The organism is Streptomyces sp. NPDC020597, from assembly GCF_044335095.1.
GTDB lineage: Bacteria > Actinomycetota > Actinomycetes > Streptomycetales > Streptomycetaceae > Streptomyces.
This window is the reverse complement of the sequence record NZ_JBIRUL010000023.1, coordinates 46,120-67,712: the sequence shown is the minus strand read 5'-3', so window position 1 is coordinate 67,712 and position 21,593 is coordinate 46,120. Positions and strand designations below refer to the sequence as shown.

Sequence of the window (21,593 nt, the reverse complement as noted above, 5' to 3'; positions counted from 1 at the left end):
GACCGCGCACGCGTTCGGGACGGCCGGACGGGATCCGGCGTGCTCGCCTGTAGGGGGCTGCGCCGCCTCCGCGCCACGCCCGAACTCGTCCCCGGATCCTAACCGCACCCCCGCGACGCGGTCGTTCGAATTCCGGGACGGCGACGGGTCGTTGCGCCACCACGGCACGGGTCAGTCGGCCGTGCGCCTGATCTGCAGCCGCTCCTTCTCGGAGAGACCGCCCCAGACGCCGAAGCGCTCGTCGTGGGCCAGGGCGTAGTCCAGGCACGCGGGGCGCATCTCGCACATGCCGCAGATGCGCTTGGCCTCGCGCACGGAGCTGCCTGGTTCGGGGAAGAAGAAGTCCGCCCCCGTCTGCGCGCACAGCGCCTCCCGCTGCCAGGAGAGGTCGGGCGTCGGAATCGTGTCGGTGTACATGGCCCGAACAGTGCCCGGCGGCGCAAAACGTTCGATCAACGCCGGGTATACGTGCGGCGCGCCGGGCCCCGTGACCGGCCGGCCGCGCTGCCCCGGCGCCGTCCCGCCGTCGTCCCGATGCCGGCGTCGCCGTCGCCCTCATCCGCCTGACCGGCGCAGACCCGCGGTGTCCACGGGGGCCGCCGCCGGACGCCGCGGACGACGGGTCCGCTCGGGCAGCGGTTGTCAGTGGGCGGTGCCAGACTCGGCAGAACAGAGAACGGGACCCTTGCGAGGAGGGCGATGATGCTCACCACCCGTTTCGTCGACGGCGCTCCGAACTGGATCGACGTCGGCACGCCCGACATCGACGGCGCCACCTCCTTCTACGGGGCGCTCTTCGGCTGGCGGTTCCGGTCGGCGGGACCCGACGCCGGCGGCTACGGCTTCTTCCAGCTGGACGGCAGGACCGTGGCGGGCGGCATGCAGACCACCCCCGCGCAGGGGCCGCCGTCCTGGACGGTCTACTTCCGGACGAGCGACGCGCAGGCCACCGTCAAGACCGCCGAGCAGGCCCACGGCAGAGTGCTCCTGCCCCCGATGGACGTGATGGGCAAGGGCACGATGGCGGTCCTCGCCGACCAGGCGGGCGTCACGTTCGGCCTCTGGGAGCCGGCCCTGACGAAGGGCGTGGACGTGGCGGACGAACCCGGCTCCCTGTGCTGGGTCGAGCTGTACACGCCCGACGTCGCCGCAGCGGCGGCTTTCTACCACACCGCACTCGGCCTGGAGACCTCGGCCGCCGCCTTCCCCGGCGGCACGTACACCTGCGTCAACCCGGCCGAGGGCGGGGAGGAGGCGATGTTCGGCGGGATCGTCCCGCTGGCCGACGATCCCGCGGAGAGCGGGTCGGATCCGTACTGGCTGCCGTACTTCGAGGTCACCGACGTCGACACGGTCGTCGCCGAGGCCGTGGACCGGGGCGGAAGCGTGCGGATGCCCGCCACGGACGTGGCGGACGTCGGCCGTATCGCCAAGCTCGCCGACCCCTACGGCGCTCGCTTCGCGGTGATCAGGAGCATCCCGGGGGAGACCTGACGCGAGGGCCCGACCGCACGGTGAAGGCAGCGGAGGCGAGCACGGCGTCGAGGGCGGGACTTCGAGCGCGCCACACCGGTCCGGCGTACGGCCCGGCGCACGGTGGTCGGTCCGGCGCGACCGCGTGTCTGTCGGTGCGTCGGTCTAGGCCGACGCGCGGCGCACCAGCGTGGTCGGCAGCACCACCGGGGCGTCGCGGCCGCCCACACCGCCCGGATCCCCTTCCGGGGCACGCCTCTCCAGGCGGCGCAGCAGGAGACGGGCCATGATCCGGCCCATCTCCTCGATGTCCTGACGGACCGTCGTCAGCGGCGGATCGGTCTGCTCGGCGACGGGCATCATGTCGTCGAAGCCGACCACGGCCACGTCCTCGGGCACACGCCTGCCCACTTCCCGCAGCACGCGCACGGCGCCCGAGGCGGAGAGGTCGTTGGCGGCGAACACGGCGTCGACGTCGGGGCGGCGCTCCAGGAGGGCGCGCATGGCGCGTTCGCCGCCGCCGGGCGTGAAGTCGCTCTCGACGACCAGCCCCGGGTCGACGTCGCCCATGACCTCCCGGTACCCGTCGAGCCGGTCCGCCGCGGAGGTCTGGTCGAGCGGTCCGGTGATGTGCGCGATGCGGGTGCGGCCGAGACCGGCCAGCAGGCGTACGGCGTCGCGGGCGCCGCCGCGGTTGTCGCTGTCCACGTAGACCACGTCGCGGGTGCCGTCGCTCCAGCCGGGCCGCCCGCCGAACACGGTCGGCACCCCCGCGCCCTGGATCAGGCCCGGCAGCGGGTCGTCCAGGTGCAGGGAGAAGACCAGCGCCCCGTCGACATGACCGCCGGCGAGGTAGCGGGCGACTCGGGCGTGGTCGTCCCGGCCCTCGGTGAGCAGCAGCACCAGCTGGTTGTCGTGGGCGGTGAGCTCCTTGCTGATGCCACGGAGCTGGAGCGCGAAGAAGGGGTCGGCGAAGACCCTGGTCTCCGGCTCGGCGATGACGACGGCCACAGCGTCGTGCCGTTTCGTCACGAGGCTGCGCGCGGCCTGGTTCGGCACGTAGCCGAGCTCCTCAACGGCCTGCCGGACCCGTTCGACGAGCGGTTCCCGGACGCCGTCCCCGCCGTTGACGACTCTCGACACGGTCGCCCGGGAGACCCCGGCCCGCTCGGCCACGGCCTCCAGCGTGGGGCGCGACGCTGTCTCGGTCACTTCGGGGCTCCTCCTGGCCGACTGCGGATCAGGATAGCTCCGGACCACGAGTCGGCCGGGCGCGGATGAGAGCGCTCTCGTCCCGGTCTCCGGCCCCGCACGCGGCACCGGCGGGTTCCGCGTCCCGACGGCGTGCGCCGTGCCCGTGGGGCCCGGATCTCCGCCGCTCCTCGATCCGGGCCGGAGCGGTGGGGATCAGGGTGCGGTGGTGTCCGCCGGGGGCTCTCCGGCGTCGGGAGTCCTCTTCGCCCTGCTCGGCTGCACCCGCTTCGGCTCGCCGGGCATCTTCGGGTACTCCGGCGGATACGGCAGGTCGCCGAGCCCGTGGTCGTGCTCGTCGCGCCGGGCCAGCTCGAGCAGGGCGTCGAGGGAGAAGGCGTGGTCGTCCATGTCGGCGTGGACGTCGCCGAGTTCGGCGTAGCGGGCGGGCATGGTCGCGATGTCGAAGTCGCGAGGGTGCGCCTCGCCCACCTCCTCCCAGCGCAGCGGCGCCGAGACGGGGGCGTGCGGGCGCGGGCGTACGGAGTAGGCGGAGGCGATGGTGCGGTCGCGGGCGGTCTGGTTGTAGTCGACGAAGATGCGCTCGCCGCGTTCCTCCTTCCACCAGCGGATGGTCACCCGTTCCGGCATCCGCCGCTCCATCTCCCTGCCCACCGCGATGGCGGCGCGCCGGACCTGGGTGAAGGTCCAGCGCGGCTCGATCGGCACGAACACGTGCAGGCCGCGCCCGCCGGAGGTCTTGGGCCAGCCACGCAGTCCGCCGAACTCGTCCAGCACCGCACGCAGTTCGTGGGCGGCGCGGACGGCGTCGTCGTAGTCGGTGCCGGGCTGCGGGTCGAGGTCGATGCGCAGTTCGTCGGGGCGGTCCACGTCGGTGCGCCGCACCGGCCACGGGTGGAAGGTGAGGGTGCCGTACTGGGCGGCCCACAGGACGGCCGCCTCCTCCGTCGGGCACATCTCGTCGGCGCTGCGTCCGCTGGGGAAGGTGATGTGGGCGGTCGGGATCCAGTCGGGCATGTTCTTGGGCGCCCGCTTCTGGAAGAAGGACTCCCCGCCCACTCCGTCGGGGTAGCGCTCGAGGGTGGTGGGGCGGTTGCGCAGGGCGCGCAGGATGCCCGGGGCGACCGCCTGGTAGTAGCGGGCGAGGTCCAGCTTCGTGAAGCCGCGCTCCGGGAAGAACACCTTGTCCGGGCTGGACAGGCGCACCGTCCGGCCGGCTGCTTCCAGTTCCACCGCATCGCCCATGCGAGCCACGGTAGACACACCCATGACGACTCGCATGCGCGCGCACCCCGCCGGCTCGCGTGCCCGCCCCTCGGTCCACCCGGCGGCCCGCCTGTCGGTCCGCCCAGCCGCCCGTCTGTCGGTCCGCCCGCCCGTCCGCCCCTCGGTCCGCCCGCCGGGCGGACCGGGCGATCGGCGCGCAGAATCGCACCATGGATCTGCCCGTGATGCCGCCCGTGAAGCCGATGCTCGCCAAGTCGGTGGCGGCGATCCCGCCGGGCATGCAGTACGAGGCGAAGTGGGACGGGTTCCGCGCGATCGTCTTCCGGGACGGGGACGAGATCGAACTGGGCAGCCGCACCGGAAAGCCCCTGACCAGGTACTTCCCTGAGCTGGTGGAGGCGTTGCGGGAGCGGGTGCCGACGCGGTGCGTGCTGGACGGCGAGATCGTGATCGCCCGGGAGGGACGGCTCGACTTCGACGCGCTGACGGAGCGCATCCACCCGGCGGACTCCCGGGTGCGCACGCTCGCCGAGCGGACGCCGGCGTCGTTCGTCGCCTTCGACCTGCTGGCGCTGGCCGACGAGGCGGTCCTGGACGTGCCGCAGAGCGACCGGCGGGACCTGCTGACCGGGGCGCTGGCCTCGGTGACGGCGCCGGTGCACGTGGCGCCCGCGACGACCGACGTCGAGGTGGCCCGGCGGTGGTTCGAGGAGTACGAGGGCGCGGGCCTCGACGGGGTGATCGCGAAGCCGCCGGGTCTGCCGTACCTGCAGAACGAGCGCGCGATGTTCAAGGTCAAGCACGAGCGCACCGCGGACGTCGTGGTCGCCGGATACCGCTTCCACAAGAGCGGGCCCGTGGTGGGGTCGCTGCTGCTGGGCCTGCACGACGACGCGGGCGTCCTCCAGCACGTGGGGGTCTGCGCCGCCTTCACCATGAAGCGCCGGGCGGAGCTGATCGAGGAGCTGGAGCCGCTGCGGATGGCGGAGGCCGCCGGTCACCCGTGGGCGGCCTGGGGGGACGAGACGGCGCACGAGACGGCCCGGCTGCCCGGGGCGCCGAGCCGCTGGTCGGGCGGGAAGGACCTGTCCTGGGTGCCGCTGCGGCCCGAGCGGGTGGTCGAGGTGGCGTACGACCACATGGAGAACGGGGCGCGCTTTCGCCACACGGCGCGATTCCGCCGCTGGCGCCCGGACCGCACCCCGGAGAGCTGCACCTACGCGCAGCTGGAGGAACCGGTGCGCTACGACCTGGCGGAGATCCTCGGGACCCCGCCGCGCACCTGACCGGCCTCCCCCGGTCTCGGGCCTCCGGCACGGGAAGCGCCGGCGCGGCGCGTGACGGATTCACGGCTCGTACGGCTCCCACGTCATGCGGTGTCCCGCGCGGCCCGGCCTACGGCGTCATCAGGACCTTCACCGCGCCGTCCTGCTTGCGCTGGAACATGTCGTACGCGTGCGGTGCATCCGCCAGCGGCAGCCGGTGGGTGGCGAAGTCGTCGACGCCGAGCGGGTCGTCGTCGGTGAGATAGGGCAGGATCCGGTCGGTCCAGCGGCGCACGTTCGCCTGCCCCATGCGGATCTGGAGCTGCTTGTCGAACATGGTGAGCATCGGCAGCGGATCGGCCATGCCGCCGTAGACGCCGACCAGGGAGAGCGTGCCGCCTCGGCGCACCAGTTCGATGGCGGTGTGCAGGGCGGCGAGCCGGTCGATGCTGAAACGCTCGGAAAGCGGGCCGCTGAGTTTCCGCGGCAGCAGTGCGGAGGCGTTCTGGACCATCCGGGCGGCCGCGCTGCCGTGCGCTTCGGTGCCGACGGCGTCGATCACGGCGTCCGGGCCGCGGCCGTCGGTCTCGTCGCGGATGGCGGCGACCAGTTCCTTCTCGCTGTCGAAGTTGCGCAGGTCGTACGTCTCCACGCCCCGTGCGCGGGCCCGGCGCAGCCGGTCGCCGACCAGGTCCACCCCGAAGACCCGGCCCGCACCGCGCACCTGGGCCACCCGGCAGGCCATGTCGCCGATGGGGCCGAGCCCCAGCACGGCGACGCTGCCGCCCTCCGGCACGTCCGCGTACTCGACCGCCTGCCAGGCGGTGGGCAGGACGTCGGAGAGGTAGACGAAGCGGTCGTCGGACGGGCCCTCGGGCACCTTGATGGGGCCGAACTGGGCCTGGGGCACGCGCAGGTACTCGGCCTGGGCGCCCGGCACCGCGCCGTACAGCCGGGTGTAGCCGAACAGGGCGGCGCCCATGCCCTCGCCGCTGACCTGGGTGGTCTCGCACTGGGTGGGCAGGGAGTTCAGGCACATCCAGCAGTCGCCGCAGGCGATCTGGAACGGCACCACGACCCGGTCGCCGGCCTTCAGGTCGGGCACGGCCGCGCCGACCTCCTCGACGATTCCCATGGGCTCGTGACCCAGGATGTCGCCCGGGGTCATGAACGGGGTGAGCACCTCGTACAGGTGCAGGTCGGAGCCGCACAGTCCGGTGGACGTGATGCGGATGACGGCGTCCGTCGGTTCCTGAATGGTCGGGTCGGGCACGGTGTCCACCCGCACGTCCCGCTTGCCCTGCCAGGTCACAGCCTTCATCGTGCCGCACTCCCTCCGCCGGCCGGTCCGTCCCGGCGGGTCCGGGGGCTCCGGGTCCTGGCTGCCGCCCGGGTACCCGAGCCGCCGTCCCCGAACCGCGGCGACGGCCGCCCACGGTCACGGATGGCCGCCGTCGCCGGACGAGCGCACAATCGAGACACCGAACGGGGTGGACACGATGAGCGCGAGAGATCCGAGTCGTCCGAAACGCTCCGGACGTCCCGCGCGCGCGGTGCGCGCGGGACGCCCCCCGGCCGCGGCGGCGCTGCTGGCCTCGGCGCTGGCCGCCGCTCTGGCGGTCTCGCTCACGGCGGGCTGCACGACGTCCCGGGAGCCCTCGGGGGACGACGGGCGCAGCGCGTCGCACCGTCCGAGCCCCGGCGGGGACCGCCCGAGCGCCGTCATCGCCCCCGTGCTCGCCGTGAAGATCGACAACGCGCCGGCAGCCCGCCCGCAGACCGGTCTCGACGCGGCCGACGTCGTGTACGTGGAACAGGTCGAGGGCGGACTGAGCCGGCTGATGGCGGTGTACGCCACGCGACTGCCGAAGGCGGTCGGTCCGGTGCGCAGCGCCCGCGAGTCCGATCTGGAGCTGCTGCGCCAGTTCCACCAGCCGGTGCTGGCGTTCTCCGGGGCGCAGGGCAGGCTGCTGCCGCTGATCGACAGGGCGCCACTGGACGCCGTCACGCCCTCCGACGCGTCCGGCGCGTACGTCCGCGGGGCGGACCGCGCGGCGCCGCACAACCTGTTTCTGCGCCCGGGGGGTCTGCTGCACTCCGCTCCCGGCGCCGCCGCGCTGACCACGGGGTTCCGGTACGGATCACCGCCCTCGGGCGGCACGGCGGCGGCCTCGCGCACCGTGCGCTTCCCGGCCGCCCGCTTCACCTTCACCTGGTCCGCGAGCAGGGCGGGCTGGCTGGTCTCGACGGACGGCGCGGCGACCCGCACGAGCGACGGACATCCCCTGGCGCCGGCCACGGTGGTCGTGCAGTACGTCAAGGTGCGCGCGTCGCGCTTCCACGACTTCCTGGGCAACAACACGCCGTACACCGAGACGGTGGGTTCGGGAAAGGCGCAGGTGCTGCGGGGCGGGCGTGCCTACGACGTGAACTGGAAGCGCGCCAAGGCGACGGCGGGCACCGACTTCACCACGGCGGACGGCGCACCGGTCGCCTTCGCCCGGGGTCAGGTGTGGGTGGTCTTCGCGAACGCCTCCACGGCCTCGTCCGCGGCCTCGTCCTCCTCCCCGGCCTCCGCGGCCTCGGCGCCGCACGCGTCACCGGCCGCGCACGCGTCACCGGACGACCCGCACGCCGCGCACGCGCCGTGACCGCCCGGCCGGACCGGGACGCGGCGGCGCGCCCGGAGCGGCGGCGCGCGCGGGCGCGGAGCCCGGAGCAGCCCACAGGGGACGGATGTATCGCCATGGACGGACGTGCCGCCGTGGACGGACGTGCCGCCGTGGACGGACGTGCCGCCGTGGACGGACGTGCCGGCCGATCAGGACGGGGCGGTCTGCTGCTCCCCCGGGTTGCGCAGCCCCTCGGCCGCGTCCGACACCCGCTGGATGAGTTCCAGGAACACCGTCTGCTCCTCGGCCGAGAGGGGCGAGAGGAAGACCTGGTTCATCCGGGCCGTGCGCACGGTGAGTCTCCGGTGGGTGCGCAGCCCTTCCTCGGTGAGTCCCAGCAGGTAGCGGCGGCCGTCCTGCGGGTCGCGGACCTTGTCGAGGAGTCCCCGGCGGATGAGCCGGCTGATCACCTCGGCGACGGTGGAGCGGTCGAGCCCCACCCGCTCCCCCACCGTGCGCTGGTCGAGGCCGGGCTCGGCGACGAGCGCGTTGAGCACCGCGAACTGCGGGGAGGTGATCTCCTCGGAGACCATCGTGTTCCACAACAGGTAGTGCGCCTGTTGCAGCCGCCGGGCCAGGTGCCCGGGGTGGCTGGTGAGGTCCACCGCGGCCATGTGCGCTCCTCTGCGTGGGTTCGACGTCCATCCCGGTCCCGGGAATTCATCGGTGCACTGAACAATACCCGCCCTCGTCGACCGGATCTCCTATCCCGCCGGCTCCCACTCAACGCTCCCGTCTGGCCTCTTGACGAGGTGACCACCCGATGGCAGCGTAGGGGAATCCTCGAAATAATCATCAGTACCCTGATTAATTGAGGGCCCGGACGCACGGAGAGAGGCTTCCCGGATGGACCAGGTGGTCGCCCTCCTGCGCAACGGCGCGGTCCGGGGCCCCGCCCTCGTCGTCGTCCTCGCACCCTAGGAAACACGGGAAGAACGCCATGACCCTCACGCAAGCCGACATCGACCTGGAGATCGCGGCCGAGCATGCCGCCTACGCGAAGCGGCTCGCCGACGGTGCGCCCGTGGAGCACCAGCCGCGGCGCGACTACGCGCCGTACCGCTCGTCCGTCCTGCGCCACCCGCAGCAGCCGCCGGTCACCATCGACGTGACGCAGGACCCGGAGCTGGTGGAGCTGTCCTCCCCCGCCTTCGGCGAGCGGGACATCACGGAGATCGACAACGACCTCACCCGGCAGCACACCGGCGAACCGGTCGGCGAACGGATCACGGTCTCCGGGCGGTTGCTGGACCGCGACGGGCATCCGGTCCGCGGTCAGCTGGTCGAGATCTGGCAGGCCAACTCGGCGGGGCGGTACGCCCATCAGCGCGAGCAGCACGACGCGCCGCTGGACCCGAACTTCACGGGCGTCGGCCGCACCCTGACGGACGACACCGGTTTCTACCGCTTCACCACGATCCAGCCCGGGCCCTACCCGTGGCGCCAGCACCTCAACGCGTGGCGGCCGGCCCACATCCACTTCTCGTTGTTCGGCACGGCGTTCACCCAGCGGCTCGTGACGCAGATGTACTTCCCGAGCGACCCGCTGTTCCCGTACGACCCGATCATCCAGTCGGTCACGGACGACGCGGCGCGGCAGCGACTGGTCGCCACCTACGACCACAGCCTCTCGGTGCCCGAGTTCTCCATGGGCTACCACTGGGACATCGTGCTCGACGGGCCGCACGCCACCTGGATCGAAGAAGGACGCTGAACTGCCATGACGAAGATCGACACGAGCCGTCCGGAGAACGTGCTGCCCACGCCGTCGCACACGGTCGGCCCCTTCTACGGCCACGCGCTGCCGTTCCCCGGCGGCGGCGACATCGCCCCGGCCGGCCACCCGGACACCATCACGCTCCAGGGGTATGTGTACGACGGTGAGGGCAACCCGTTGCCGGACGCGTTCCTCGAGCTGTGGGGCGCGGACCCCGAGGGCAACGTCCCGCAGGTCGACGGCTCGATGCGGCGCGACCCGTCGAGCGGCGGATTCCTCGGCCGCAACGGCGTGGAGTTCACCGGCTGGGGACGGATCCAGACGGACGCGAACGGCCACTGGTCGGCGCGCACGCTGCGGCCCGGCGCGCGCGGGCTCAGCGCCCCGTACCTGAGCGTCTGCGTGTTCGCGCGCGGCCTGCTCGTGCACCTCTACACCCGGATCTACCTCCCCGGCGACGAGGCCGCGCTGGCCGCCGACCCGCTGCTGCGACGGGTGGACCCGGCGCGGCGCGACACCCTGATCGCCACGGACGGCCCGCTCGGCGCCTACCGTTTCGACATCCGCCTTCAGGGCGAGGGCGAGACGGTCTTCCTGGAGTTCCAGTGACATCTGCGCCATCCGACGTCCCGTACGGGACCGGCCTGCTCTCCCCCGGGTGGACCGGCTCCCCCGCCGCCCGTGCCACCGACGACCGGGCCTGGCTGCGGGCGCTGCTCGACGCGGAGGCCGCACTCACCCGCGCCCAGGAGGCGCTGGGGCTGGCCCCGGAGGGGTCCGGGGCGGCGGTCACCTCGGCCGCGCAGGGCGACGGCTTCGACGTGCACTCGCTCGCCGAGCGCGCCCGCGGCGGCGGAAACCCGGTGATCCCCCTGGTCGCCGACCTGACGGCAGCGGCCGGCGACCGGTACGGCCCGTACGTCCACCGGGGCGCGACCAGCCAGGACATCATGGACACGGCGGCGATGCTGGTCGCCGTGCGCACGCTCGACCTCGTCCTGGGCGACCTCGACCGCACCCAGAGCGCACTGGCCCGCCTCGCCTCGACGCACCGGGACACGGCGATGCCGGGGCGGACCCTGACCCAGCACGCGGTGCCGACCACGTTCGGGCTGAAGGCGGCCGGATGGCGTTCCCTGGTGCTGGACGCCCGGGACCGGGTGACGGCCGTACGGCACTCGCTGCCCGCCCAACTCGGCGGCGCCGCCGGGACCCTGGCCGCCTTCACGGCGTACGGCGCCGAGGACGCAACCGCGCTGCCCGCCGCCTTCGCCCGCGAACTCGGCCTCAGCGCAACCCTGTTGCCGTGGCACACCCTGCGCACACCGGTCGGCGACCTCGCCGGCTGCCTGGCGTTCACCGCGGGCGCGCTCGGTAAGATCGCGGCGGACGTCCTCACGCTCGCCCGCACCGAGATCGGCGAGGTGGCCGAGGGCAGCGGCGGCGGATCCTCGGCCATGCCGCACAAGGCGAACCCGGTGCGCTCGACGCTGATCGCGGCGGCCGCCCGGCGCGCCCCGCAGCTCGCGGCCGTGCTCTACGGCTCGCTGGCCGGCGAGGACGAGCGCCCCGCCGGCGCCTGGCACGCCGAGTGGGAGCCGCTGCGGGACCTGCTGCGACTGACCGGCGGAGCCGCCCGGGACGCGGCCGAACTCACCGAGGAGCTGCGGGTGGACGCGGACGCGATGCGCTCGAACCTCGGTCTCACGCACGGGCTGATCGTCTCCGAGCGGCTGTCCGCCGAGCTGTCGGCGCTGCTCGGCCGCCCCCGCGCGAAGGAGCTGCTGACGGAACTCGCCCGGCGCGCCTACGCCGAAGACGTGCCGCTGGGCCGGCTCCTCGCCGAAGAACCGGAGCTGGCCGGGACCGACCTCGGCGACCTCACCGACCCCGCCCGCTACACCGGCTCCGCCGGAGCCCTCACCGACCGTGCGCTGGAGCGACGTTGACCGAGAGCCTTCTCCACCACCACGCCGAGGGCCCGGCTTCCGGCCCCCCGCTGCTGCTCGGCCCCTCCCTCGGCGCCTCGTACGCCGTGTGGGGCAGGGTCGCGCCCGAACTGTCCGCCACCCACCGGGTGGTCCGCTGGGACCTGCCCGGGCACGGAGGCTCGGCCGCCGGTCTGATCGGCCCCGGAGCCACCGTGGGCGACCTCGCCGACCTGGTGCTGGCGCTCGCCGACTCCCTCGGTCTGGAGCGGTTCGCGTACGCGGGCGTCTCCCTGGGCGGGGCGGTGGGCATGCATCTGGCGCTGCACCACCCGCGCCGGGTGTCGTCGCTGGCGGTGATCTGCTCGTCCGCGCACTTCAACGGGGCGCGGCCGTGGGAGGAGCGGGCCGCGCTGGTGCGCCGGGAAGGGCTGGCGGAGCTCGCCCGGACCGCGGACGCCCGGTGGTTCACGCCGGGGTTCACCGTGCCGGAGCTGATCGCGGACCACCGCGCGGCGGACCCGCAGGCATACGCCGCGTGCTGTGACGCGCTGGCCGCGTTCGATCTGCGCGAGCGGCTGCCGGAGATCGCCGTACGGACCCTGCTGATCGCCGGCCGCCAGGACCCGGCGACGCCTCCGGCGCATCTGCGGGAGATCGCGGACGCGGTGCCGGACGCCACGCTGGTCGAACTCCCGGGGGCTTCGCACCTCGCCCCCGCACAGTGCCCCGAGGCCGTGCTGACCGCGCTGCGGGCACATCTGAACGGCCCGGCGAAGCGGGGCATGGAGGTTCGGCGCGAGGTGCTGGGCGACGCCCACGTGGACCGGGCCCAGTCCCGGCAGAACGCGTTCACCGCCCGCTACCAGGACTTCATCTCCCGCTACGCATGGGGGGAGATCTGGACCGACCCGACGCTCGACCGCCGCGAGCGCAGCATGATCACCCTGACCGCGCTGGTGGCGCACGGCCACTACGACGAGCTGGCCATGCACGTCCGGGCGGCCCGCCGCAACGGCCTCACCCCCGAGGAGATCGGCGCCGTGCTGCTCCAGACGGCCGTCTACTGCGGGGTCCCGGCCGCGAACTCGGCCTTCGCCACGGCCCAGCGGGTACTGGCCGAGGAGGACGAGGCAGGTGGTGAGGGGGTGACGGGGTGAGACGGTCAGGGGCGGGCAGGCGCCGTCCGGCCGTGTGCCCGGACGCGTACCCGCGCCGTGACGCCCGGCGGGACGGACGGCCGCGCTAGACTATGACGATCGTCATAGCAAGTGGAGTCGGAAGGGAGCACGGCCTTGGCTCGATCCAGTGCGCCGTCACGCGATCGCATCGTGGCCGGCGCCGCCGACCTGATCAGCAGGCGCGGTCTGAACGCGGCGAGCATCCGCGAGGTGGCCAAGCACGCCGAGGCGCCCCTCGGCTCGACCTACCACTACTTCCCCGAGGGCAAGCAGCAGCTGGCCACGGAGGCGGTGCGGTACGCGGGAGGGGCGGTCGCCCGCGTCCTGCGCAAGGAACTCGAGGCGGGCCCGGCCGCCGGTCTGCGGGCCTTCCTGGCCCTGTGGCGGGACATCGTCGTCGCGAGCGACTTCCGGGCCGGGTGTCCCGTGCTGGCCGTCTCCGTCGAGGAGCCGCCGGCCGACGAGATCCCGCCGGCCGTGACGGCGGCCGCCGAGGCGTTCGAGGAGTGGGAGCGGCTGCTCACGCAGGCGCTGCGGGCACACGGGGCCGACCCCGACGGCGCGCCGGAGCTGGCGGCCCTGATCGTGGCGTCCGTCGAGGGCGCCATCGCCATGTGCCGCGCCAAGCGCAGCACGGCCCCGCTGGACCGAGTGGCGCGTCGACTCGAAGCGGTCGTCGCCGGCGCGCTCGGCCGTCCGGCCCCGGACTGACGGACGGCAGGAGGGCTCCCCCGTCCAGACGCCGGTCGCCTCGCGCGTCCCACGCCCGACGCGCCGGAGCCCCGACCTGAAAGCCCCGACCCGGACAGGCGTCCCCTGCGTCGATGCCGACGGGGCGTCATGACCGGCCGTCACCCCCGTCGCGCGGCGCGAAGTACCGCCGCGCCAGGGCCCGTCGGAGCCCGCACCACGCGCACGGGTCGGCATCCCCCCACACGCACGGGACCCGCAGGACGTGTCCCCGCCGCGCAGGACCCGACGGACAAGTCCCCGCCCCCGCTCACCGGACGCACCCGGCAGCCGCCGCACGTCCGGAGGCAGGCGCACGGCGTCGTCGGCGGCGCTCCTACCTCCTGGTCTGGCCCGGGACCAGGCCGACCTGGGGTGCGCCGAGCTTCTGCAGGGCCTGCTGCGCCTTCTCCACCAGGCCGTCCGCGCCGCAGGAGCGGGCCAGCGTCAGGCCCCGGCCGATCTCGGCGACCGAGCGGGAGAGGATGCCGTACTCGACCCGCGCGGCCGCGTGTTCGTACTGGCAGGGCGACAGTTCCAGGTAGGTGACCGCCTGCTGGGCCAGCCGTACGGCACGCTGCCCGGTCTCCAGGGCGGCGGCGCAGCGCAGGGCCTCGCCGATCGCGGTGTCGGTGCCGAAGCGCTCGGCCTGACGGCGGGCCTCGGCGGCGAGCCGGCTCGCCCGTGCCGGGTCCTCCACGGCGAGAGCCCGGGCCAGCTCGACGGCCCAGGGCGCCATCACCGGATTGAGGTGACCGCGGGCCGCAGCCGCCTTCTCGGCCTCCTCCAGCTCGTTGACGCCCTCCTAGACCCGGCCGACGGCCAGCAGCAGCCGGCCCCGCACCGACCGGGGGTCGGGCAGCACGATCGTCGACGGGTAGGGCGGGGCGAAGCCGTACTGCTCGGCCACCTCCCAGGCCCGGTCGACATGGCCGCGCACCAGGAGCGTGTCGACCAGGTTGCAGGTCGCCGACCAGTACAACGGCAGTCCGCGGCCGACGCGTTCCGCGAGGCGCAGGGACTCCCGAAGCGACTCCTCCGCCTCCTTCAGACGCCCCCTGCGGCGCAGCCCGAGGCCGAGGTAGGCGTGGGCCAGGGCGAGGTGACCGCCGCTCCAGCCGGCCGACACATAGGCGCGCAGGGCCTCGTTGAACAGGGCGTCCGCGCGGTCGAGCCGGTCGGTGTAGGCGTAGGAGCTGGCCAGCATCATCAGCAGCTCGATGCCCCACTCCTGGTCGGTCCAGCCGAGCCCGGGGGCGAGGCGGCCGTTGACGAGGGCGCGGTCGCAGAACTCGACGACCTCCTCGGCGTTCTCGCCGTGGGTCATCAGGTCGAACCCGCGCAGGATGAGCAGGGCGCGCTCGGAGTCGTCCCGGCCGGTGCAGGAGGACGCGAGGGAGGCGAGCCTCTCGGAGCGGCGGGCGGAAGCCGGGTCGCCCGCGTGGACGCCCTCCCACATGAACTGGACGGCCTGCAGCCGCATGCGCGCCGGCCCGGGCGCGTGCCGGGCGGCCTCCGCCTCGACCGTGCGGACGGCCTCCTCCAGCTGGTCGTTGTGCAGCAGCGCCTGGGAGAGGCGGAAGACCGCGTCGACCCGCTCGTCGCCGTCGAGCCCCTGCAGGGCCAGCGCCTTGCGGAGGTGGTCGATCGTCCTGGCCGGTGCGGTGAGCAGGGTGGCGCAGCCCAGTTCGTACAGCACGCGCGCGTGGACGTCGGGCGCGGGCGGTTCGCGCAGCGCCCGCTCCAGACAGCGGCGGGCCGCGTCGGGGGCGCCGACGGCGAGGTGTTCCCGGGCGGCCTCGCGCAGCTGCTCGACGAGCTCCTCGTCGCCCTCCTCGTGCACCTGGAGCAGATGCCGGGAGGCGGCCGCGAGACCCTTCCCGGCGTCGGCGACCACCTGGGCGGCGATGCCGTGCATCGCGGTGCGCAGGCCGCCGGGGATGGAGTCGTAGACGGCGGAGGCGATCAGCGGGTGGACGAACTCCAGGTCGCCGTCCTCGGCCGGGGCGGCGGCGGGGTCGGGCTCGGTGAGGATGCGGGCGCTGCGCAGCAGCTCGGCGCAGCGCACCGCGTCGTCACGGCCGAGTCCGGCGAGCCGGGCGGCCTGGGCGACGGAGATGTCGGCGCCTAGGATCGCGGCCGCCATCGCGAACTTGGTGGCGTCGACGCCGAGTTTCTCCAGGCGGTCGACGAGTCCTCCGCCGCGGGCAGCCCGGTTCAGGGCGCGCAGTTCGGCGGCCGAGGACTCGCTCGGCGTCAGCTCGCGGTCGCGGACCTTGGCGAGGAGTTCGACGGTCTCGTACGGGTTGCCGTCGGTGACGGCCCACACCTCACGGCAGAAGGACGCCTCCGCGTGCTCGCCGAGGGTGGCCCGCGTGAGGCCGGCGACGGCGGCCGGGGTCAGGGCGCTGAGGCTGGTGACGGCGCGGCCCGCGGCCTCGCCGACGGCGTCGAGGTGCCGGGCGGCGTCGCCGCTCACGTCGCCGGGCCTGCGGGCCACGACGATCAGGACCGGGAGTTCGTCGAGGCGTTCCACGAAGGCGGCCAGCCAGCGCAGGGATTCCTGGTCGGCCCAGTGCGCGTCGTCGACGAGCAGCACGAGCGGGTAGTCCCGCCTGGCCAGCCGGGTGACCGCGGCCACGAGGCCGTCGCACACGCCCTGCGGGTCGGCGTGGCCCTCGCCGGGTTCCACGATGCCGAGGGCGGGACCGGCGATGCCGAACCAGTCTCCGAGGTATTCGCGGGCCTCCTCCGGGTGCAGGGACATCAGGGTGGGCTGCAGCAGCTGCCGCACCACGTTGAAGGGGACGGACCTCAGCGTCTCGCCGCCGCGGGCCGACCAGACCGCGCAGCCGCGGGCCTCGGCGATGCGACGCGTCTCGGCCAGCAGGGCGGTCTTGCCGAATCCGGCCTCGCCGCGGAGCACCAGCAGGTGACCCGTGGAGGACCGGTCGGCGCAGAGCGTCTCCACCGCCTGCGCGATGGCGGCGACCTCCGCGTCGCGCTCCCACAGGGAAGCCGAGGCGGCCGCCGCCGGCCTGACCTCCGTCATCCCGCTACCTCCCCAAGTCGCCCGAACGACGTACCGACGTCGAGCGTAGCTCTCCGAGGGCTCGCGCGGAGGGCTGTCCGCGCAGGTCCCGCTCGACGGGTGACGGCTCGCGGCGCCGCGGGCCCGGGCGGGCCTGCGCAAGCACCCCCATGACGTCAACGGCGAGTGACGCGCAGCGAATTGACGTCGTATTCACGCCACCCGGGCGGTCCGGGCGCCGCGGCCGGTCCCGACGGAGTGCGCTCCCTCTCATCCGGATCTCACCGACGCCTCATACGGTGGGGGTATGACGCAGGTGACTCCTCCCGGGTGGTATCCCGATCCGGGGCAGACGAATGACGGTCCCGCCACCGAACGCTGGTGGGACGGCAAGGCATGGACGGACCAGACCCGCGCCGCGGGCTCGGCCGCCGCTTGGGGTCCGCCGGCGCAGACCGCGGTCGACGGCGCGCCCGCGGCCCACCCCGGCGGCGCGGGACAGCCGGGGCACCCCGGCCCGGCGTACCCCGGAGGGCCGGCATACCCCGGGGGCCCGGCGTATCCGGGCGGCTCCGCCTATCCGGGCGGCCCGGCGTATCCCGGCGGCCCCGCGTACCCGGGCGACGCCACGTATCCGGTAGGCGCCGGGCATGCCGGCTACCCGGGGTATCCGGCGGCGCCCGCGGCCGGCCGACGGCGCGGACTGCGCACGGGCATAGCCGTGGCGGCCGCCGTCGCCGTCCTCGCCAGCATCGGGATCGGCGTGTACGCGCTCGCCAAGGACGACGGCTCGGGCGGCGGCGGTGGCACGGCCCAGGGTCCGGGCGGCCGGGGCGGTCCCGGCGGCCCGGGCGGCCAGGACGACGGCGGGTCGGGCGGCTCCGGAGGGGGGTCGCCCTCGCCCCGGGGCTCCGCGCCGCCGACGGTCAAGAGCGGTTCGATGACCGACGCCGTCAACGGGATCAGCATCCCGATCCCGAAGGGCTGGGCCGGTCAGGAGATCTCCGCGGGCGTCCAGGTCGTCTCCGACGCCTCCTACAAGTGCCCGGGCGACACGACCAAGACCTGCACCAAGGGGGGCGTGTACTCGTCGCCCGCCGAGGCGCTGGGGGCCAAGGGCGGCACGGCCGAGGAGGTCGCCAAGGCGGACATCGCCGCCAACGCCGAGCAGTCGTACGGCGGGACGACCTACGGCTCGATCACCTCGCACCAGGTGCTCGCCTCGAAGGCGGTGACGGTGGCCGGGCAGAAGGGCTATCTGGTGCGCTGGAAGGCGGTGACGAGCAAGGGCGCGGACGGCTTCGTCGAGTCGCTGGCGTTCCCGGCGCCCGCCGACGCCAAGCGCATCGTGGTGCTCCGTTTCGGTCTCGACACCGATCAGGACGTGTCCGTCATCGACACGATCACCAAGAGCGTCAAGGCGTACACCGGCGGGGGCAGCGGACAGGACGTCTGACCGCCGGATGCGGCCCCCGGGACACGGTCGGCCGGGTGGGACGCCCCTGCGCCCGCAGGGGTGGCCCACCCGGCCGGGGGGTGCGCACCGCCCCCGTCCCCACGGTGCGGTGCGCCACGGGCCGCCGTCCGGTCATCCCGTGGACGGCGACCCGGGTCAGTCGGGCCCCGGGCCGGACCCGGAGGGCCTCCGCGAAGGGTCGCCGCCCGGGCCTGCGACGAGACCGAGGGCCGGCAGCACGGCGGCCTCCACGAACCGCAGCAGGTACTCCTGGTCCGCGTACTCCCCGTCGACGACCGGACGGGCGCGGATCACCCCGAACATCTGCGCGGGGACGTACTCCAGCGCCGGGTGGTCACCCGCGATCTCGCCGCGTTCCACCCCCCGGCGCAGGATCTCCCGGAGCGCGTCGATCTCCGGGGCGACGATCGCCTCCCGCAGCGCGCGGGCGAGCTCCTGGTCGCCGGTGACGGCGTGGCCGAGGGCCTGCATCAGCTCGGTGTCATGGGTGGACCAGCGGCCCGCGGCCCGCGCGGCCTCGCGCAGGTCGCCGGCGAGCGAGCCGGTGTCGATGCCGGTCAGCCGGGCCTGACGGCGGGAGCGCAGGGCGGCGACGACGAACTGCGGCTTGGTCCTCCACTGCCGGTAGAGAGTGGACTTGCTGCAGCGGGTGCTCGCCGCGACGCCCTCCATGGTGACGGCTTCGTAGCCGCATTCGCGGACCTGGTCGAGGACGGCGTCGAAGAACTCCTGCTCGCGCTCCGGCGTGATCTTCGAGCGGCGCGTGGCGGCGGCCGACTCCGGCCCGTCCGCGGCCTGCGACGTCATCTTTTCTCCCCCTCGCTTCTCTTCCGCTCGGCGCGCCCGTCCGACGGTGTGCGGGGCCCGGACGGGGCCCGCTCTCCAGTGTGGCGCACATCAATCGATACGCCAGTGTACCGGTACGCGGACGTATCGGTACACTGGCGTATCGGTACGTCATCGTATCGATGGTGCATGCGCGAGCCTCCGCCCGGCAGCACCGCCTCACACGTACCACCGTCAAGCGAAGGGGCCGGGGGATGAATGCCCGCACGGAGCCTGCAGAAGCGGAGCCGGTCACACCGGCGAGGCCGCCCGTAGTCCGAGAACTCCTGCTCGTCGCAGGTCTCTTCGCCGTGTACAAACTCGGCCGGCAACTGGCCGCGGGCCACACCGGCGAGGCCTTCCGCAACGCCCGGGACGTGTGGCACGTCGAGCGGTGGCTGCATCTGCCCGGCGAGGGCACGGTGCAGTCGCTCCTGCTGCACGGCGAGGGCCTGGCCGAAGCCGCGAACACCTACTACGCGACCGTCCACTTCCCGGCCACCCTGGCCTTCCTGGTCTGGCTGTACCTGCGGAGCCCGGCCCACTACACGTGGGCGCGGCGGACGCTGGCCGCGGTCACCGCCGCCGCCCTGGTGCTGCACCTGGCGTTCCCGCTCGCCCCGCCGCGGATGCTGGCGGCGACAGGCCTGGTGGACACCGCGCGCGTGTACGGACCGTCCGTCTACGGTCCCCCGCAGACCGACCACCTGTCGAACCAGTTCGCGGCGATGCCCTCGCTGCACTTCGGCTGGGCGCTGATGGTGGCGATCGGCCTGATCGTCGCCACCCGGTCGCGATGGCGGTGGCTGTGGCTGCTGCACCCGCTGCTCACCCTGCTGGTGATCGTGGGCACCGCGAACCACTACTGGCTCGACGCGATCGCCGCGGCCGCCCTGCTCGGTGCGGCGCTGGCACTGATCCCCGCGCCACGGCGCACGGCCGGCACGGCCGCCGCGAGCGGACGCGACGCGCACGCCCTCGTCCCGGCCGAGCAGCCGGTCCTGGCCGGAGCGGGCCGATGAACGCCACCCTGGCCGCCGTCGTCCTCTCCCTGTTCTCGGCCGTCGCGTACGCGGCCGCCGCGGTCGCCCAGGAGCGGCTCGCCTCCCGGCACCCCGGCTCGGGCCTGGTCCGCCTGCTCGGCAACGGGGCTTGGTGGTGCTCGGTGGGGCTCAACGCCGCCGCCGCGCTGCTGCACGTCGTGGCCCTGAAGTACGGGCCGCTCACCGTGGTGCAGCCGCTCGGCGCGCTCACTCTGGTGGCGGCGGTGCCGATGGGCGCGCGGGTCGCGGGACGCCGGGTCGACGCCGCCGAGTGGCGGGGCACCGCCCTCACCCTGGCCGGCCTGGCCGCGATCCTGGTCACGGCCTCGGGGTCGGCCCCCGAGGCCGTCCTCAGCGGTCCGGAGGCGGTGGCCGTGGCGGGGGCGACGGCCGCGCTGATCGGGCTGCTGACCCGGCGCGGCGCCCGTCCCGGGTTGCGGCACGCGTCCGCGTCCGGCTTCGCCTCGGGCGTCGCCTCGGCGCTCACCCAGACGGTGACGGTGGCCGCGACGGACCGGTCGGGCTCACTGCTGAGCATGCAGGTGATCGGGGTGGCACTGCTGGTCGCGGCCTTCGCGGCGGGCGGACTGCTGCTGTCGCAGACGGCCTACCGCGACGGTCTCGGCGCTCCGCTCGCGATGGTGACGCTGGCCAACCCGGTGGCCGCCGCGGCGATCGGCCTCGCGCTCCTCGGCGAACGGCTCCAGGGCGGGCTCGCGGGGGTGGTTCTCGCCCTTGCGGGAGCCGGACTCGCGGGGCGGGGCGTGGTGCTGCTGTCCCGGACCGCGCCGCAGCCGGCGGCCGACGCGGACGAGGAGCACCCGGTGGCGGCGGTGCTGGCCCTGAGGCCGGAGACGGCGTCCGCCGAGCCGGCGCTGCTCCCCCGGCCGGCGACCGGCCCGGAGCACCTCACCCCGCTGTAGCGCGGGAACGGGTGGCGTCCGCCCCTTCGGGGGAGCGCCACCCGTCGCGCCGGGTGTCAGCCGAAACCGCGCGCGTCCTGCTTCAGCGCGGTGTCCACGGTCAGGGCCGTGGCCACGACGAGGCTCAGCAGCGGCTCGGGCAGCTGGTAGTGGATCTGCAGGACGTAGTTGTCCGCGGTGGTGAACATCGTCTTGGCGAGGCCTTCCCAGGTCTTGGTGATCCGGGCGACCTCGTTGCCGGCGTGGTCGACGATCGCGAAGTTCCACGCCCGCCAGTTCTCCGCCTTGATGGCGCCGACCTGACCGCCGTCGGCGTTGATCGCGAAGTTGATCTTCCCGAAGACGTTCTGCTGGACGATCTCGCCGACCGGCTGTCCGTCGGGACGGGCGACGAGCACGCGCGACTTGAAGATCTTCGCCGGCCGGGTCAGCAGCAGCACCGGCCGGCCGTGGGCGTCGCGGATCTCCAGCCGGTGCGTCAGGTACTGGTCGATGCTGCCGAAGAAGCGCACGATCTTGCGCAGCACGCTCTGGCCGACCTGGACCACCGAGCCGAGCTGGTTGCCCTGCTGGTCCATCACCTTGTACTCGTTGGTGAGCTCGATCAGCTTCGCCTTCTGGTTCACCACCAGCACCGGCTCGCTGAACAGGGTGCCGCCGCCGGGGCCGCTCGGCGTGACCCCGGCCTGCTGCTGCACCTGACGCTGGACCCGGGCGTCGGGCCCCGCCTGCTGCGGTATGTGCGGGGCAGCGACACCCTTGCCCTCGGCGTGGGTCTGCTCGGTCCACTGGGCGCCGTCCCAGTAGCGCAGGGTCTGGGCCGCTCCGTGCGGATCGGGATACCAGCCTGCAGGTGTGTTCGAATGCGTGGTCACCGGGGCACACTATCC

At 74.1% G+C, this 21,593-nt stretch carries 18 protein-coding genes and 1 pseudogene; 11 read left to right on the top strand and 8 right to left on the bottom strand.

The genetic code is table 11. The features are described 5' to 3' along the window. Positions 1-171 precede the first annotated feature (171 nt). Complete coding sequence (locus ACH4ZA_RS30450) at positions 172-417, bottom strand: WhiB family transcriptional regulator (protein WP_173985792.1); 246 nt, start codon at positions 415-417, stop codon at positions 172-174. Positions 418-702: 285 nt separating this feature from the next. On the opposite strand from ACH4ZA_RS30450, the gene ACH4ZA_RS30445 reads away from it, so the two are divergent. Continuing rightward, a complete protein-coding gene (locus tag ACH4ZA_RS30445) occupies positions 703-1,494 on the top strand; it encodes a VOC family protein (protein WP_398432581.1) in 792 nt (263 codons plus the stop codon). A gap of 144 nt (positions 1,495-1,638) precedes the next feature. On the opposite strand, the gene ACH4ZA_RS30440 is transcribed toward ACH4ZA_RS30445, so the two are convergent. Both ACH4ZA_RS30440 and ligD read right to left on the bottom strand, forming a co-directional pair. Continuing rightward, the gene (locus ACH4ZA_RS30440) at positions 1,639-2,685 is read right to left on the bottom strand and encodes a LacI family DNA-binding transcriptional regulator (protein WP_319282191.1); all 1,047 of its coding nucleotides are present in this window, start codon (positions 2,683-2,685) and stop codon (positions 1,639-1,641) included. Positions 2,686-2,880: 195 nt separating this feature from the next. Then, positions 2,881-3,930 (bottom strand): non-homologous end-joining DNA ligase, encoded by a 1,050-nt coding sequence (gene ligD / locus ACH4ZA_RS30435; RefSeq protein WP_398432538.1) that lies wholly within the window; start codon positions 3,928-3,930, stop codon positions 2,881-2,883. 191 nt (positions 3,931-4,121) lie between these two features. Between ligD and ACH4ZA_RS30430 the strand changes: the two genes are divergently transcribed. After that, positions 4,122-5,198, top strand: coding sequence for an ATP-dependent DNA ligase (locus tag ACH4ZA_RS30430; RefSeq protein WP_319282186.1), 1,077 nt, complete (start codon positions 4,122-4,124; stop codon positions 5,196-5,198). A gap of 109 nt (positions 5,199-5,307) precedes the next feature. Here the strand turns inward: ACH4ZA_RS30430 and ACH4ZA_RS30425 are convergent, their stop codons facing one another. Further along, the gene (locus ACH4ZA_RS30425) at positions 5,308-6,498 is read right to left on the bottom strand and encodes a zinc-dependent alcohol dehydrogenase (RefSeq protein WP_319282183.1); all 1,191 of its coding nucleotides are present in this window, start codon (positions 6,496-6,498) and stop codon (positions 5,308-5,310) included. 178 nt (positions 6,499-6,676) lie between these two features. On the opposite strand from ACH4ZA_RS30425, the gene ACH4ZA_RS30420 reads away from it, so the two are divergent. After that, positions 6,677-7,828, top strand: coding sequence for a DUF3048 domain-containing protein (locus ACH4ZA_RS30420; RefSeq protein ID WP_398432537.1), 1,152 nt, complete (start codon positions 6,677-6,679; stop codon positions 7,826-7,828). Between the two features lie 170 nt (positions 7,829-7,998). Here the strand turns inward: ACH4ZA_RS30420 and ACH4ZA_RS30415 are convergent, their stop codons facing one another. Beyond that, positions 7,999-8,463 (bottom strand): MarR family winged helix-turn-helix transcriptional regulator, encoded by a 465-nt coding sequence (locus ACH4ZA_RS30415; protein WP_398432536.1) that lies wholly within the window; start codon positions 8,461-8,463, stop codon positions 7,999-8,001. A gap of 326 nt (positions 8,464-8,789) precedes the next feature. Here ACH4ZA_RS30415 and pcaH point away from each other — a divergent pair, with 326 nt between their 5' ends. From pcaH to ACH4ZA_RS30390, 5 genes are all read left to right on the top strand, one after another. After that, positions 8,790-9,563 (top strand): protocatechuate 3,4-dioxygenase subunit beta, encoded by a 774-nt coding sequence (gene pcaH / locus ACH4ZA_RS30410; RefSeq protein ID WP_398432535.1) that lies wholly within the window; start codon positions 8,790-8,792, stop codon positions 9,561-9,563. Positions 9,564-9,569: 6 nt separating this feature from the next. After that, complete coding sequence (gene pcaG / locus ACH4ZA_RS30405; protein ID WP_398432534.1) at positions 9,570-10,175, top strand: protocatechuate 3,4-dioxygenase subunit alpha; 606 nt, start codon at positions 9,570-9,572, stop codon at positions 10,173-10,175. After that, complete coding sequence (gene pcaB / locus ACH4ZA_RS30400; protein ID WP_398432533.1) at positions 10,172-11,515, top strand: 3-carboxy-cis,cis-muconate cycloisomerase; 1,344 nt, start codon at positions 10,172-10,174, stop codon at positions 11,513-11,515. The genes pcaG and pcaB overlap by 4 nt, the downstream gene beginning before the upstream one ends. Beyond that, the gene (pcaD, locus tag ACH4ZA_RS30395; protein WP_398432532.1) at positions 11,512-12,654 is read left to right on the top strand and encodes a 3-oxoadipate enol-lactonase; all 1,143 of its coding nucleotides are present in this window, start codon (positions 11,512-11,514) and stop codon (positions 12,652-12,654) included. Before pcaB ends, pcaD begins: the two co-directional genes overlap by 4 nt. 135 nt (positions 12,655-12,789) lie before the next feature. After that, entirely contained in the window at positions 12,790-13,386 is a 597-nt protein-coding gene (locus ACH4ZA_RS30390) for a TetR/AcrR family transcriptional regulator (protein WP_398432531.1), read from the top strand. Positions 13,387-13,741: 355 nt separating this feature from the next. On the opposite strand, the pseudogene ACH4ZA_RS30385 reads toward ACH4ZA_RS30390, so the two are convergent. After that, a pseudogene (locus tag ACH4ZA_RS30385) lies at positions 13,742-16,456 on the bottom strand (ATP-binding protein). 286 nt (positions 16,457-16,742) lie between these two features. Here ACH4ZA_RS30385 and ACH4ZA_RS30380 point away from each other — a divergent pair. Beyond that, on the top strand, positions 16,743-17,891 hold the full coding sequence (locus ACH4ZA_RS30380; protein WP_398432530.1) for a DUF2510 domain-containing protein: 1,149 nt from the start codon (positions 16,743-16,745) through the stop codon (positions 17,889-17,891). 156 nt (positions 17,892-18,047) lie between these two features. Here ACH4ZA_RS30380 and ACH4ZA_RS30375 read toward each other — a convergent pair whose 3' ends face one another. Then, complete coding sequence (locus tag ACH4ZA_RS30375) at positions 18,048-18,719, bottom strand: TetR/AcrR family transcriptional regulator C-terminal ligand-binding domain-containing protein (protein ID WP_398432529.1); 672 nt, start codon at positions 18,717-18,719, stop codon at positions 18,048-18,050. 233 nt (positions 18,720-18,952) lie between these two features. Here ACH4ZA_RS30375 and ACH4ZA_RS30370 point away from each other — a divergent pair, with 233 nt between their 5' ends. Together ACH4ZA_RS30370 and ACH4ZA_RS30365 are read left to right on the top strand one after the other, a co-directional pair. Beyond that, on the top strand, positions 18,953-19,759 hold the full coding sequence (locus ACH4ZA_RS30370; RefSeq protein WP_398432528.1) for a phosphatase PAP2 family protein: 807 nt from the start codon (positions 18,953-18,955) through the stop codon (positions 19,757-19,759). Then, positions 19,756-20,703 (top strand): hypothetical protein, encoded by a 948-nt coding sequence (locus tag ACH4ZA_RS30365; protein ID WP_398432527.1) that lies wholly within the window; start codon positions 19,756-19,758, stop codon positions 20,701-20,703. The genes ACH4ZA_RS30370 and ACH4ZA_RS30365 overlap by 4 nt, the downstream gene beginning before the upstream one ends. Before the next feature lie 56 nt (positions 20,704-20,759). Here ACH4ZA_RS30365 and ACH4ZA_RS30360 read toward each other — a convergent pair whose 3' ends face one another. After that, a complete protein-coding gene (locus ACH4ZA_RS30360; RefSeq protein ID WP_398432526.1) occupies positions 20,760-21,578 on the bottom strand; it encodes a phospholipid scramblase-related protein in 819 nt (272 codons plus the stop codon). Positions 21,579-21,593 lie beyond the last annotated feature (15 nt).

Excerpts from the sequence above, each read along its gene's own strand:
- ACH4ZA_RS30450 (WP_173985792.1), bottom strand. The coding sequence starts at position 417 with ATGTACACCGACACGATTCCGACGCCCGACCTCTCCTGGCAGCGGGAG.
- ACH4ZA_RS30445 (WP_398432581.1), top strand. The coding sequence starts at position 703 with ATGCTCACCACCCGTTTCGTCGACGGCGCTCCGAACTGGATCGACGTC.
- ligD (WP_398432538.1), bottom strand. The coding sequence starts at position 3,930 with ATGGGCGATGCGGTGGAACTGGAAGCAGCCGGCCGGACGGTGCGCCTG.
- ACH4ZA_RS30430 (WP_319282186.1), top strand. The coding sequence starts at position 4,122 with ATGGATCTGCCCGTGATGCCGCCCGTGAAGCCGATGCTCGCCAAGTCG.
- ACH4ZA_RS30425 (WP_319282183.1), bottom strand. The coding sequence starts at position 6,498 with ATGAAGGCTGTGACCTGGCAGGGCAAGCGGGACGTGCGGGTGGACACC.
- ACH4ZA_RS30420 (WP_398432537.1), top strand. The coding sequence starts at position 6,677 with ATGAGCGCGAGAGATCCGAGTCGTCCGAAACGCTCCGGACGTCCCGCG.
- ACH4ZA_RS30415 (WP_398432536.1), bottom strand. The coding sequence starts at position 8,463 with ATGGCCGCGGTGGACCTCACCAGCCACCCCGGGCACCTGGCCCGGCGG.
- pcaH (WP_398432535.1), top strand. The coding sequence starts at position 8,790 with ATGACCCTCACGCAAGCCGACATCGACCTGGAGATCGCGGCCGAGCAT.
- pcaG (WP_398432534.1), top strand. The coding sequence starts at position 9,570 with ATGACGAAGATCGACACGAGCCGTCCGGAGAACGTGCTGCCCACGCCG.
- ACH4ZA_RS30380 (WP_398432530.1), top strand. The coding sequence starts at position 16,743 with ATGACGCAGGTGACTCCTCCCGGGTGGTATCCCGATCCGGGGCAGACG.
- ACH4ZA_RS30375 (WP_398432529.1), bottom strand. The coding sequence starts at position 18,719 with ATGACGTCGCAGGCCGCGGACGGGCCGGAGTCGGCCGCCGCCACGCGC.
- ACH4ZA_RS30370 (WP_398432528.1), top strand. The coding sequence starts at position 18,953 with ATGAATGCCCGCACGGAGCCTGCAGAAGCGGAGCCGGTCACACCGGCG.
- ACH4ZA_RS30365 (WP_398432527.1), top strand. The coding sequence starts at position 19,756 with ATGAACGCCACCCTGGCCGCCGTCGTCCTCTCCCTGTTCTCGGCCGTC.